This window comes from Rikenella microfusus DSM 15922 (genome assembly GCF_000427365.1).
Lineage (GTDB): Bacteria > Bacteroidota > Bacteroidia > Bacteroidales > Rikenellaceae > Rikenella > Rikenella microfusus.
On record NZ_KE386488.1, the window covers coordinates 433509 to 447287 of the forward strand.

10 protein-coding genes and 1 tRNA gene are annotated in these 13779 nt (G+C 58.5%); 7 read left to right on the forward strand and 4 right to left on the reverse strand.

The window, feature by feature from the left end:
• Nucleotides 1-290 precede the first annotated feature (290 nt).
• The 3 genes from RIKMI_RS0102750 to RIKMI_RS0102760 all read right to left on the reverse strand — a co-directional run bounded on the left by RIKMI_RS0102750 (nucleotide 291) and on the right by RIKMI_RS0102760 (nucleotide 4493).
• Nucleotides 291-1115, reverse strand: coding sequence for a 2,3,4,5-tetrahydropyridine-2,6-dicarboxylate N-succinyltransferase (locus RIKMI_RS0102750; RefSeq protein ID WP_027290330.1), 825 nt, complete (start codon nucleotides 1113-1115; stop codon nucleotides 291-293).
• Nucleotides 1116-1259: 144 nt separating this feature from the next.
• Nucleotides 1260-2474, reverse strand: a complete 1215-nt coding sequence (locus tag RIKMI_RS0102755) for an endonuclease/exonuclease/phosphatase family protein (protein WP_027290331.1) — start codon at nucleotides 2472-2474, stop codon at nucleotides 1260-1262.
• A 753-nt stretch (nucleotides 2475-3227) separates the two neighbouring features.
• Nucleotides 3228-4493, reverse strand: a complete 1266-nt coding sequence (locus tag RIKMI_RS0102760) for a sigma-54 interaction domain-containing protein (RefSeq protein WP_027290332.1) — start codon at nucleotides 4491-4493, stop codon at nucleotides 3228-3230.
• A gap of 691 nt (nucleotides 4494-5184) precedes the next feature.
• On the opposite strand from RIKMI_RS0102760, the gene RIKMI_RS0102770 reads away from it, so the two are divergent.
• Entirely contained in the window at nucleotides 5185-5769 is a 585-nt protein-coding gene (locus tag RIKMI_RS0102770) for an HdeD family acid-resistance protein (protein WP_051214274.1), read from the forward strand.
• Nucleotides 5770-5858: 89 nt separating this feature from the next.
• Here the strand turns inward: RIKMI_RS0102770 and RIKMI_RS0102775 are convergent, their stop codons facing one another.
• Nucleotides 5859-7280, reverse strand: a complete 1422-nt coding sequence (locus tag RIKMI_RS0102775) for a BACON domain-containing protein (protein ID WP_027290335.1) — start codon at nucleotides 7278-7280, stop codon at nucleotides 5859-5861.
• Between the two features lie 572 nt (nucleotides 7281-7852).
• Here RIKMI_RS0102775 and ppdK point away from each other — a divergent pair.
• The 6 genes from ppdK to RIKMI_RS14210 all read left to right on the forward strand — a co-directional run bounded on the left by ppdK (nucleotide 7853) and on the right by RIKMI_RS14210 (nucleotide 13679).
• A complete protein-coding gene (ppdK, locus tag RIKMI_RS0102790; RefSeq protein WP_027290337.1) occupies nucleotides 7853-10582 on the forward strand; it encodes a pyruvate, phosphate dikinase in 2730 nt (909 codons plus the stop codon).
• 204 nt (nucleotides 10583-10786) lie between these two features.
• Nucleotides 10787-10860, forward strand: a tRNA-Arg gene (locus RIKMI_RS0102795).
• Nucleotides 10861-11138: 278 nt separating this feature from the next.
• On the forward strand, nucleotides 11139-11780 hold the full coding sequence (locus RIKMI_RS0102800) for a BTB/POZ domain-containing protein (protein WP_027290338.1): 642 nt from the start codon (nucleotides 11139-11141) through the stop codon (nucleotides 11778-11780).
• Nucleotides 11781-11991: 211 nt separating this feature from the next.
• Entirely contained in the window at nucleotides 11992-12372 is a 381-nt protein-coding gene (locus RIKMI_RS14205; protein WP_051214276.1) for a putative signal transducing protein, read from the forward strand.
• Between the two features lie 155 nt (nucleotides 12373-12527).
• A complete protein-coding gene (locus tag RIKMI_RS15005; RefSeq protein WP_027290339.1) occupies nucleotides 12528-13100 on the forward strand; it encodes a DUF4251 domain-containing protein in 573 nt (190 codons plus the stop codon).
• A 279-nt stretch (nucleotides 13101-13379) separates the two neighbouring features.
• The gene (locus tag RIKMI_RS14210) at nucleotides 13380-13679 is read left to right on the forward strand and encodes a hypothetical protein (RefSeq protein ID WP_147288445.1); all 300 of its coding nucleotides are present in this window, start codon (nucleotides 13380-13382) and stop codon (nucleotides 13677-13679) included.
• The last annotated feature ends 100 nt before the right edge of the window (nucleotides 13680-13779 follow it).

Consider the following 13779-nt stretch of genomic DNA (forward strand, 5'->3'; position numbering starts at 1 on the left):
ATATTTGGGTATGCCAAACCTGTTGCTATCGGCTCTGAGGCGTTGCCTGAATCGGGTATGGCGCCTCGCAAAAGACCCCGGTTTGCACCGTCTTATACCGTCCGGCGCCGGGCTGATAGCGGGAGATGATCACCGAATAAGTTGGTATATCAAAGTATATAACCGGGTTTCGAAAATAAAGATAACCGGGTACGACCCGACCCGGAAGCCGCGTATAGTCGCTTTAATACAATCGGGACAGGGCAATGCCGCGTATGTCGCTCGCTGCGTATAGCCGGGGCCGCACAGGGTCAGGCCGATACGCCGAAATCGCGCAGGGCGTCGTTCAGGCTGGTTTTGCGGTCGGTGGACTCCTTGCGCTGCCCGATAATCAGGGCGCAGGGAACCTGGTACTCTCCGGCCGGATAGCGTTTGGTGTACGAGCCGGGGATCACCACCGAGCGAGGGGGCACGTATCCCTTGTACTGTACCGGCTCCGGACCGGTGACGTCGATGATTTTGGTGGAACCGGTAATGACCACGTTGGCTCCGAGCACCGCTTCGGCGCCGATGTGCGCCCCTTCGACGACGATGCACCTCGACCCGACGAAGCAGTGGTCTTCGACGATCACCGGAGCGGCCTGGACGGGTTCCAGCACCCCGCCGATACCGACTCCGCCGGAGAGGTGGACGCCTTTGCCGATCTGGGCGCACGACCCGACCGTAGCCCACGTATCGACCATCGTCCCCGAATCGACATACGCGCCGATATTCACGTAGGAGGGCATCATGATGACTCCCGGCGCCAGATACGAGCCGTAGCGGGCCACTCCGTTAGGTACCACGCGCACGCCGAGCGCCTCAAAGTCCTGTTTCGTCTCCATCTTGTCGAAAAATTCGATGTCGCCGCAGCCCATCTTCCGCATTTTCTGAATCGGGAAGTAGAGAATGACGGCTTTCTTGACCCATTCATTGACCCGCCATGTGCCGTCGTCCAGAGGTTCGGCGGTACGCAGCCGCCCTTTGTCCAGCAGTTCGATCACCTGCCGGATGGCTGCCTGCGATCGTTCGGTTCCGAGCAGGGAGCGGTCGTCCCAAACGGCTTCGATGTCGGTTCTGAGTTTCGTTGTTTCCATATTTGGTTGGATTGGTTTCCGCTTGTTTTCCGTCCCGGCGGCGGTACGGCGGCCGGTATGCTTTCGTCCTCTTTCCGGAGGCGGTCGCCGGCCCCCCTGTATGCGGAACCGGATAATAACTGAAAAACACGAAAACGGCGGGTTTTATTGTCCGGCCGCAGGTTCCGCCCGCCGCATCCGCACGAAAACGGGATTGTGGTCCGACCACGGCAGGTCGTCGGAGCGGTAAGCCTCGGTTTCGAACAGCGGGGAGTGGAAAACGTAGTCGATGCGGAGCATCGAAAAAAGGCGGTTGTAGGTGTAGGCAAAGCCGTTGCCGGCGTTGATGAAGGGGTCTTCCAACCCGCCGCGCATCTTTTTGTAGGTATAGGATACGGGAGTATCGTTGAAGTCGCCGACCACGACCGCCGGGTGGGGCGACGCGGCGATTTGGGCCGAAACGGTATCGACCTGTACGGCCCGACGCCGATAGTTGGCCCGCAGGCGCGAACCGAGGCTGCGGACGAACTGCCGGGTGCCCTCTTCGCCCCGGACTTCGAGGTGTTCGACGCGCGACTGGCTCCGTTCATCGACCTGGGTGGATTGCAGGTGGTTGTTGAACAGCCGCAGGGTATCGCCGCCGGGCGTCAGCAGGTCGGCGCGGAGCAGCGAGTTGGCGGAGTGTTCGAAAATCGTCCGCCGGGCCTCCAGGATGGGCAGGCGGCTGAATACGGCGGTCCCGTATCCGACATCGCCCTCTCCGCCGTAAACAAAATTGTAAGCGCGGTAAGGCCAGTCGCGGTATAGGCTGTCGATACGCCTCACGTCGGAGGGCTGCATGGTTTCGTATTCCTGAAAACAGATCACGTCGGGCTGCAACCGCCGGATATAGGCGGCGACGCTGTCCACGGTGCGCAGGTAGCCTTCGTGCCGGGTCTGGCCGTAAGTGAACCCGTGCACGTTATAGGTCAGCACGGCGAGCCGGGAGGGATCTTTACGCCGGGCGGCGATGGCTCCGGCGTCTTCTTCCTTTCGGTAGTCTTTCCGGATGTCCGCCTGTACCAGCGTACCGAGGTGTCCGATGCCGGCGAGCAGGGTCAGGCCGGGCACGAGCGCCCACCATCTCCAGCGGATGACCCATACCAGGAACAGGACGAGGTTGCCGAGGAACAGAAAGGGCGCGCCGAGGCCGAAAAAGGCGAAGACCCAGTTCCGTTCGGGACTGATGCCGGTGGAGAGGTAGGCCATGACCAGCGCGGCGCCGAGACCGACGGTCAGCAGTACGAGCAGGATGTCGAGCAGCACGCGCCATATATGGACGGGGCGGCTCTGGTCGATATAGTAGTATTCGTTTCCTGCGCTGGTACGATTGGCGCTCATGGCGGTCTGTATGGATAATGCGGTTCGGACTGGTATAGCCGGTTACATTACTGTATGGACAATATGTTCGGGCCGGCGGTATCGGTTGCTCTGCGTCGGCGCGGATAACGGCGAGGATTCGGTATCGCCCGGCATCCGAGCCGGGCTGTAAGCACCCCGTTCCCCGCTGGCTGTACTTTGGATAAACAAATGTACAATTATTTCTACGGTCGGGCGTCCGGAAGACCACGGGTAGTTGCAGCCCGGTCGGAGTGCCCGGCGGCACCGGGCCTCCCGTGGGGGAGGCGTCCGGCCCGCCCGCTAACGCGGATTTTTTAATCGTACGGTTTCTTCCATAGGGTCGCAGCCTGCGGAGACCGTGAACGAGCATTGCGAGTGAGCGGGCCTCCGCTGCGGGAGGCTGCGGCCCGCGCGACCTGAAGGTCGCGATATTCGCCTTGTCGAATAACCCTACGGTTATCCCTACGGTCGGGCGCCCGGAAGACCACGGGTAGTTGCAGCCCAGCTGGAGTGCCCGGCGGCACCGGGCCTCCCGTGGGGGAGACGTTCGGCCCGCCCGCTAACGCGAACCGTACGGTTGTTTGTCCAGGAACGCAACCTGCGGGGGAACGGGAGCGATCGTAACTTAGCTTAGGGACGGAACCGAAACGATTTTTGCCGAATCTCATCCCCAGCCTCGTAAATCGTATAAGGCGGCCGAATCATTTCGGCTCATTTCGACGGCATTTAAAAGGTTCTGTAAACCGCAAGGCTCTAAAAACGTATGTCTTCATCCCGGATACCGAGTTCCTTGATTTTCCGGTAAAGGGTGCGCTCCGAGATGAACAGTTCCCGTGCCGCCTCCTTGCGTTTGCCGCGGTATTTGCGCAGGGCCTGTACGATCGCTTCGCGCTGCGCCTCTTCTTTGGTTTGCGGGGCCTGTCCGGCCTCCGGCGCGTCGTCCGCGGTAACCTCTTCCGCTGCCGTTTCTATATATGAACCGTTCCGCGGCTGAGCGAAGGCGGACGGCAGTATCTGTTCGCCGATCTTGACCGGAAGCGATGCGGGATAGGAGATGGCGTGCCCTCCGCCCGAATGCTGGTTCGCCGCCAGCTCCGCCACCATCCCTTTCAGTTCCGACACTTCGCCGCGCAGGTCGAACAGCAGTTTATAAAGGATGTCCCGTTCGGTGGCATTCGCAAATTCGCCTCCCCCTCCGTGCGCGGCAGGCATCGGCACCAGCTGGGTGGCCGCAGCCGTATAATCGGGCAGGTAGCGCATCAGGATGTCGGGGTCGATTTCCCGTTTTTCTTCGACCGCCGAAATCTGTTCGGCGACATTCTTCAACTGTCGGACATTGCCCGGCCACCGGTAACTTTCGAGCATCAGCCGCGCCTGGTGCGTCAGGCCGATCGGCGGCATGTGGTACTGCGCCGCGATGTCGGTGGCGAACTTGCGGAACAGCAGGTGGATGTCCCCCTGCCGGTCGCGGAGCGGCGGCACGGCGATCGGGACGGTATTGAGGCGGTAGTAAAGGTCTTCGCGGAACCGCCCGGCCTCGACGGCCTGCCGCAGGTTCACATTGGTGGCCGCCACCACGCGTACGTTGGTTTTCTGCGCCTTGGACGAACCGACCCGGATAAACTCGCCGCTCTGGAGCACGCGCAGCAGACGTACCTGAGTGGTGAGCGGCAGCTCGCCCACCTCGTCGAGGAAGATGGTTCCCCCGTCGGCCACCTCGAAATATCCTTTCCGGCTGTCGGTGGCTCCCGTGAAAGAACCTTTTTCGTGGCCGAACAGTTCGCTGTCGATGGTGCCTTCCGGAATGGCGCCGCAGTTCACGGCGATATAGTTTCCGTGTTTGCGGGCGCTGTACGCGTGGATGATCTGGGGAAAAAATTCCTTGCCCACGCCGCTCTCGCCGCTGATCAGCACGCTGAGGTCGGTGGGAGCCACGCGCAGGGCCACTTCCAGTGCCCGATTCAGCGCCGGCGTGTTGCCGATGATGCCGAATCGCTGTTTAACGCTTTGCAGTTCCATAGTTATCTTCGCAAAGATAAGTTTTTTTGCGGATCGGCTGTCGCCAAGAGATGCCGGACTGCAATTTTGTCAGGCGGCCGTATTCCGGTCGGGCGACGGCTGGCAGAGGTACGACAGGCATCGCAGGTCCTGTCTTTCGTCGCGCATACGGTAAGGTTACTGCATACGGCTTTACCCGAAAATTTATATGAGTACTTGATTCTCAGCACATTTCAGCCCGCACCCACCCCCTTAAGCAGAGAAAGCCCCGGTCCCCTGTGCCGAGCGGCACCGCAGGGCCGTGTAGGGAGATCGTTATCCGATTTTGGGTAAAATCATATATACTTACCCAATAATATATAATTACCTTACCCGATTATATACTTTGATATACCATTAATTTTCACCGGCGTTTTTCGGCTCGCGCCGGACCCTCCGGGTCTTTTGCCCGGGTTTGTACCGCCTCATGCCGTTCGGCGCGGAGCCGATAGAGGGAGATGATCACCGAATAGGTTCGGTATACCAAAGTATATAATCGGGAACCGGTAACATGCCCATTCGATTCGTTCCCGTTTTTCGGATGACCGGCCGGTTCGAGGCCGGAATGCATGTCCCACCCCGATCCCGGACAGGATGTTCATGCACCGGCGGCTTGGCATAATTCTTGCGTTTTCTTATTCTCGGTCGATTATTCACTAAAAATCAAAATATCATGCAAGACGTATTCATGTCGCGGATAGAAAGCTCGCGCCGCGCGGTGAAAAACTGGTGGCTGCTCCTGTTGCTGGGGATCGCGGTGTTCGTGGTCGGGATGCTCATTTTCACTTATCCCGGACTCAGTTATGTGGCCATGTCGGTGACGTTCGCCATCCTGATCCTGGTGTCCGGAGCGGTCAATATCGCGCTCGCGGCCTCCAACACCAATGCGGTCATCGGCCGCGGATGGCTGTGGGCCGGCGGTATCGTGGAACTGCTGATCGGCCTGTTGCTGATCTGCTATCCTTCGATTTCGGCCGCCACGCTGCCCCTGTTCCTCGGGTTCTGGCTGATGTTCCGCAGCTTCGGACTGATCGGGTCGGGCAGCGACCTGATGTCGCTGAAAGTACCCGGCGGAGGCTGGACGCTGTTCGTCGGCATCCTGTTGCTGATCTGCTCGGTCATGATCCTGGCGCAGCCGCTGTTGTTCGGCATCGAAGCGGTGGTGATCTGGGTCGGCGTTTCGTTCCTCGTGGCAGGCATCTCGATGGCTCTCTTTTCGTTCGAACTGAAAAGCCTGCACAAGCATTTCGGCGAATAAACGCCGGACGACGCCGTTATTGGGCGAGAGGGCGCGATGTATTCGACATCGCGCCCTCTCCGCATATCGGCCCGGCGACCGCCTTCCGGTTACCGGTCGAATCCGAACAGATCGACTTCCACGAAATACGAGGCAACCCCGCTGTCGTCCTTAGGCCCGTTGAACTGGGAAACGAAACGTTCGAGGTCGAGGTCCAGCGTCAGGTTCCCGCCGCCTTCCGGCACGTCCAGAATACGCCAGTAATGGACGATCGCCGGATTGCCCGGACAGAAGTTGGCCCGGTCGTACTGGTAAGTCCCCGCCTGCGAATAGTTGCCCCCGCATTCCACGAAAATAATACCGGGGTATGCGGCCTCCGTGCCGTTGACCCTGACCTTGTAGGTGTTTTCGTCGAATTCGGCGCAGTTGTTGGTCCGGTAGCCCGTCCGGTCCGGAAAGGTACCCTGGTCGTGCCCGTAACCGGTGAAAGTCACTTTCATCTCGATGCTTTTCACGTCGGCCGGAACCGTAAAGGTGCGTTCGCCCAGCCGCGCGGCCCCTTCGATGTCGTTTTCGCCCGAAAAACCGTAGCCCCACCTCCGGTAGCCCGTGTTGTCGTTCTCGTGGCTGTCGTAAACTTTGGCCGTCCAGACCGTGTTCCGTTCCGGTTCGCCTTCGTAGAGGTCGAAAGCGAGGGTTACGGTGTGCCGTCTGGCCGTCGAGGCGGGACCGCCCCAGTCGCCGTCGAAATAGATGCGGAACTCCGTAGCGCCGGAAAGCATCGGCAGGTACTCGGTCACATCCATGTAGAAATATTTTTCCCACGAAGCGCCGAAGCTGCCCCCGTAAGGAGTGATGGCCCGCGTCAGTTCGTACCACTCGCCGGTCGTCTTGTCCCTGACGAAGATCATGGTGGTGTAGTCCCACTCGTTGGGCCCGCCGTTCATCCCGCCCATCCGGTACGAAAGGATGGCCCGCCGGAAGGTTTTGCTGCCTGCGTCGGGAAAATCGAGGCTGAATTTATAGTCGTTGTCGGCGCCCCAACCGTAATGATAGAGCGGAATGGCCGGACTCTGCACGGTGGTTTTGCCGGAGGTGCCCGCCGTCAGGTCGGAGGGGTATTTTTCGTAATAAGCGTTCCGGTCGAGCAGCCGCGCCGCCCGATTGACCGTCCCGGCCTGACGGACGGTTACGGTACGGGTCGCTTTGTCTTTCTGTTCCGAGGTACCTGCCGTCAGGGTGATGACGGCGGTGCGTTCCGCATCGGAACGGTTGTAGTCGGCCTTGATCGTCAGGGTGCCCCCCTGGCCTTTCGAGGCGGTGCACCACGCTTTGCCGTCCTCGACGGCGAAGTCCCAGACGGATTGATTGGTCGAGACGGTCAATGTTCCGACTGCCGATTCGGCGTCGAAAGTCATCGTTTCGGCGGGATCGGTCGTCAGGTAAGGCTCTTCGGGAGCCGTTTTGTCTTTGCAGCCGACCAGAGTCAGCGCAGCCCAGAGGGCGGTTCCACACAACAGTTTGGCTTTCATGCAGGAAAAATTAAGATAGGGTTAGCGTTGTGTGGCGTCAGTAGTCTCCGGCCGTAAAAATAATATAATTTCGATGATCTCTTCGGATATGCTTATAATCTTGGCCGAAATAAATCGAACCCGATCGATACTTGGGTATACCGAACCGATTCGGGGGTAATCTCCCTCTATCGGCTCCGCGCCGGACGGCATGAGACGGTGCAACCCCGGGCGAAAGACCCGGAGGGTCCGGCGGCGCCGCGGAACGGGCAGAGGAGAATTACCGTCGAACATGTTCGGCGTATCGAACGTATATAACCGGGTTTCCGAAATGAATCGGAAGCCGGATGTATGGATAAAACCAGGTAAAGTTTATCGGGAACATCCCGGAATTAACCGGTACTTCCCGCGCCGGGACCGCCTCGCCGGAACCGGCACGCAATCCGTCCGTTAGACCTTTAAAAACCGCCGCGACCGCTATGAAAATCCCGAAAAATAACGTACATTTGCGGACAGTCCCCCGCGCCGGCTCTGTCCGGAGGGGCCTGAACAACTTTGATATTCAGTCAATTAATTCATAAACCAAACACAAAATGTCCAACGTAAAACGCGTCTATTCGTTCGGTAACAAAAAAGCCGAAGGAAACGGCAAGATGAAAGAACTGCTCGGCGGCAAAGGGGCCAACCTGGCCGAAATGAACCTGATCGGCATTCCCGTGCCGGCCGGTTTCACCATCACCACCGAAGTTTGTACCGAATTCTATACCCACGGCAAGGACGGCGTGATCGCCATGATCAAACCCGACGTCGAAAAAGCCATGAAAGAGGTCGAAGCGCAGATGGGGATGGAATTCGGTTCGACCACCAACCCGCTGCTGATGTCCGTGCGTTCCGGCGCCCGCGTCTCGATGCCCGGCATGATGGATACCATCCTGAACCTCGGTATGAACGACCAGGCCGTCGAAGCCGTGGCCAAACGCAGCGGCAACCCCCGTTTCGCGTGGGACTCCTACCGCCGTTTCGTGCAGATGTACGGCGACGTGGTGCTCGGTATGAAACCGCAGTCCAAGGAAGACCATGACCCGTTCGAAGAGATCATCGACGAGATGAAAGCCGCCAAAGGCATCGTGAACGACACCGAATTCACCGCCGACGACCTCAAGGAGATGGTGGCCCGCTTCAAAGCCGCCGTCACCAAACAGACCGGCAAGGACTTCCCGAACGACCCGTGGGAACAGCTCTGGGGCGCCGTCTGCGCCGTGTTCGAAAGCTGGATGAACGAACGCGCCATCCTCTACCGCCAGATGCACAAATACCCGGCCGAATGGGGTACCGCCGTGAACGTACAGGCCATGGTGTTCGGTAACATGGGCGACAACTCCGCCACCGGGGTGGCCTTCACCCGCGACGCCGCCACCGGCGAAAACATCTTCAACGGCGAATACCTCGTCAATGCTCAGGGCGAAGACGTAGTGGCCGGTATCCGCACCCCGCAGCAGATCACTATCGAAGGGTCGCGCCGCTGGGCCAAACTCCAGGGCATCGGCGAAGAGGAACGCAAAGCCAAATACCCCTCGCTCGAAGAGGTGATGCCGGCGGTTTACAAGGAACTCGACGAGATCCAGAACCACCTCGAAACCTACTTCAAGGATATGCAGGATATCGAGTTCACCATCCAGGACGGCAAACTGTGGATGCTCCAGACCCGCTCCGGCAAACGTACCGGCGAAGCGATGGTCCGCATGGCCATGGAGATGCTCTCCGAAGGGCTGATCGACGAAAAGACCGCCGTGCTGCGCGTCGAACCCGCCAAACTCGACGAACTGCTCCACCCGGTATTCGATAAGGAAGCCGTCGCGAAAGCCAAAGTGCTGACCAAGGGTCTGCCGGCCTCGCCCGGCGCCGCCACCGGCCAAATCGTCTTCTTCGCCGACGACGCCGAAGCCTGGAAAGAAAACGGCAAAGAAACCATCCTCGTGCGTATCGAGACCTCTCCGGAAGACCTCAAGGGGATGAACGCCGCCAACGGTATCCTGACCGCCCGCGGCGGTATGACCAGCCATGCGGCCGTCGTTGCCCGCGGTATGGGTAAATGCTGCGTATCGGGCGCCGGCGCCATCCAGGTGGACTACAAGGCCCGCACCATGACCATCGGCGACGTCGTGCTGAAAGAAGGCGACTGGATCTCGCTGAACGGCTCCACCGGCGAAGTTTACGAAGGCAAAGTGGCTACCCAGGCCGCAGACCTCTCCGGCGACTTCGGCAAACTGATGGACCTGGCCAACAAATACGCCCACCTGAAAGTCCGCGCCAACGCCGACACCCCGCGCGACGCGAAACAGGCATTCGCCTTCGGCGCCCAGGGTATCGGTCTGTGCCGTACCGAACACATGTTCTTCGAAGGCGACCGCATCAAAGCCGTGCGCGAAATGATCCTCGCCGACGACGAACAGGGCCGCCGCAAAGCCCTCGCCAAGCTGCTCCCGATCCAGCGCGGCGACTTCGAAGGCCTCTTCGAAGTGATGGAAGGCAATCCCGTGACCGTGCGCCTGCTCGACCCGCCGCTGCACGAATTCGTGCCCCATTTCGAGAAAGAACAGCGCGAGCTGGCCGCCGAAATGGGCGTAAGCTACGAAAAGATCAAAGAGAAAGTGGAAGCCCTCGCCGAAGTGAACCCGATGCTCGGCCACCGCGGCTGCCGTCTGGGTAACACCTACCCCGAAATCACCGAAATGCAGACCCGCGCCATTATCGAGGCTGCCATGAACGTGAAAAAGAAAGGCATCCCGGTACACGTCGAGATCATGGTTCCGCTCGTAGGTAACCACAAAGAGCTGAAATACCAGAAGAAAGTCATCGACGCCACGGCCAACGAAGTGTTCGCCGAACGCAACGACAAGATCGACTACCTGATCGGTACGATGATCGAAGTTCCGCGTGCCGCCGTAACGGCCAACGAAATCGCCGAAGTGGCCCAGTTCTTCTCGTTCGGTACGAACGACCTGACGCAGATGACCCTCGGCTTCTCGCGCGACGACATCGGCAAGTTCCTGCCCGAATACCTCAAGAAAGGTATCCTGAAACAAGACCCGTTCCAGATCCTCGACGTGAAGGGCGTAGGCCAGCTGATCCGCGAAGCCGTCTTCAAGGGCCGCGGCGTCCGCGAAGGGCTGAAGTGCGGTATCTGCGGCGAACACGGCGGCGAACCCAGCTCCGTGGAATTCTGCCACTATGCCGGTCTGAACTACGTGTCCTGCTCGCCGTTCCGCGTGCCGATCGCACGCCTGGCCGCCGCTCATGCAGCGTTGAAACAGGAAAAATAGCCTCCGGACAAGTTCCGGTTTCCAAAGAGGCGGCGGGGCATTGCTCCCGCCGCCTCTTTTCGGACAGAACCGATCCGGACAAGCCGCGACCGCAAGGCCGCTTCCCGCCCGGAAGAGTGAAAAAATAGTCGGAGTATGTTTGGAAGAAACCGGAATAATACATATCTTTGCACCGCATTCCGGAAGAGACGCCGGATGCGGAACGGCACCGTAGCTTAATTGAATAGAGCATCTGACTACGGATCAGAAGGTTACAGGTTTGAGTCCTGTCGGTGTCACACGAGAAGCGGACAGGCATGGAAACATGCCTGTCCGCTTCTTATTTCGGAAGGTATTCTGTAAGACCCGCCGTATCTCGGCATGAAAGCCTCTCCGAAACCGGATGACTGTAAAAACGGGATACCGCGACTGTTTCCGACCGATACTGCCGACTGTGATGAAATTCATATGCCATGGTCTGAGATTATTGTTGAATCTACGCTGCGTGCGGGATAAAGTGCGCTATTACACAGTACTTTACCTGTTTCGGTATCATATCTTCCCTCTTATCCGACGAATGGACCAAGAAGACATCGTTCTGGATTCTTCCGGCGCGACCCTTTTCCGTGCAGTGGAATCCGCTCCGTTCAAGGACGGTCTTCTCCCGTATTTTCTGCGGGCCAACGATTACGTTCCTGACGTAAAAGACTTTGCCGCCGCTTTCTGTATAGGGATTAAAGGATATGCCCATCCGCAGGATAACGCCGTTAAAGAGCGATTGATCGATTTTGCATACACCCTGGCCCGACAACTGAAAGAGCGATGTCGGACGGACCTCATCGCCGCCTGTATGTTCAAAATATGGGGTAAGAACATCGACGGAATCGATAGCGACACCGACCGATCCGCTGTTTTGCGGATCTTCGCCGGCAAGCGGTCTCTATTCAGCCATTATTTCGGTCTCTATGCTGTCCGTACATGCGGCACGCCGATCACGGTTTATTGTCCGTGCGAGGAGGGAAACTATGTGGAATATTCGGATCAAAACAATGTACTGACTGTTCCGATAGACAAATACGATATTCCCTCCGGGTTTTTTCTGCCTGGTTTCGATTATCGCTTCGGCGACCGGTGGTTGAGACGTGCCGTGCGCGACGGAGTTAATGAACGTTTCAACCCGGAGTTGTCCGAATACAGGAACCCGATTTGGATGGCCTGAGTCTTTTCGTTCTGTTTTGGAGAGCCGATCCTTCCGTTTCGGTATTTTTTACCGCTATACCATCCCTGTTCCGGCTGCGTAACAGGGCGCATCCATAGCCCTGATTCCCGGACGACTGCGTTGTGTCCGATTTCTTGCCGAACACGGGTGTATCGAGTTGCTTTTGTCGGGAGAATGTCGTATTTTGCTTGAAAACCCATTCGTCGGAATTATGAAAATAGTCGGTGTTTATCAGGATATGTTCGAGGCTTCGCTGGCCAAAGGACGGTTGGAGGAAGCCGGTATCGAAGCGTGCGTGCTGAACGAATATATCGGCAGCGTGATTCCCTACGCGCCCCCGCAGGAGCGTGAATTGAAACTCGGCGTGGCGGACGAAGATTACGAGGCAGCGATAGCGGTGCTCGGTTTTCCGGCGGAGGAAGAGAAAGGGAAGGTATGTCCGTTCTGCGGGTCGGAACATGTCGTTTACGGCCTGAAGGGGCCGTCCCGGTGGAAAAAGATCGGCGCGGCGGTATTGGCGGCCCTGACGATGTCCCCTTTGGGCAACGTCCGCTGCCACTATTTTTGCGAAGACTGCAAACGGGAATTTTGACCTCGCTGTCCGCTTTTCTGTCGGTCGTGCGGATGTTTTCGGGTTGGATGCAGAACGCCGGTATACCGTTCGGGCCTGCCGATACCGTTATAATTAAGGGTGGCATAATTTGTGCAACATTCGAATCCGACAAACCCGATCAAATTCCGTCTGTTATGAAAACGAAAATTCTTTTATGGGGGCTGGTCCTCGGCCTCGTGCTTACCGCCGCCCATGCCGACAGCGGCAGCCGCCGCAGCGCACGTCAGGCGCAGCGAGCCGCAGAGGCCGCCGCCACGGCCCGCACCGTCGATTCGATCCTTACGGCCCGGCGGTTCCTGTTCGTTCCCACGCGCGTGGTGACGCAGATGCCCGGCATGTCTTACGTCACACTGAGTACCTATTACGAAGTCGCCGTGACGCCCGACAGTCTCGTATGCAGTCTGCCCTACTACGGCTACGTGTACAACACAATTTTAGACCCCGACCGGTCGCCGTTCTATTTTACCGCCCTGAAACCCGTCATCCGGCAAGAGGGCGTTCCCTCCGGCAAACAGAAAGCGTGGGTGACGGTCGAAGCCCGTGAACCGTATAACCGGCGCAACTATGCACTGACGTTCGAAGTGTTCGATAATGCCAGCGCATCGCTGACCGTACAGGGCACCGGCACCCAGCGTCTCCAATTCCTCGGCAACCTCTTCCCCATTCCTGCCGGCGAACCGGCGGCAATCAACCCGCCGATCCGGTAAAAACCTTCGGGACGCCCCGCCGCCGCATTTGCCCGGGTTGTCGAAAAAACGTTCCCGGACAATGAAAACCCGTCCCGGAACGTTCGAAATATGTATCTTTGTAAACCGATTATATACTTTGGTCTATCAAACCTATTTGGGGACTATTTTCCTCTATCGGCTTCGCGCCGGACGGCTTTCAGCCGTCGGGGGCGGCGCGAGCCGAAAAAGTATCGATGAAAACCGATGGGTATATCAAAATATATAATCGGGCTTTGTAAAATCGACGACGCAGAGACCATGTTAGGATTCAAAGGATTCGGGCGCAAACCGCGCCAGTTCGAATACAAACCCCGCTACTGGGACCCCGAAGCGGAAGAACGGGAAGCCCGCCGGAGGATGCTCCTCGGTGACGACTACGCCGAAGGGGAATACCGCCCCGGCATGTACATTCGCGAGAAGCGGCTCCTGCGGATGCAGGAACGCGAGCGCGAACGCGCCCAGCGCAGCAAACGCACCGCGCTGAGGACGGTGATCTTCCTCGGCGGCGTCGTCATCGTGCTCTACCTGATGTTCACCTATTTCGGCCGCGCCTTTTAGCGCCGCGACCCGTTCCGCTCCCGCGCGGGAGCCGGAACCGTCGCCCGTCCCGACACCCGATTATTCCATTGCCCGAAACACAGAGAGACCTGCGAAAACC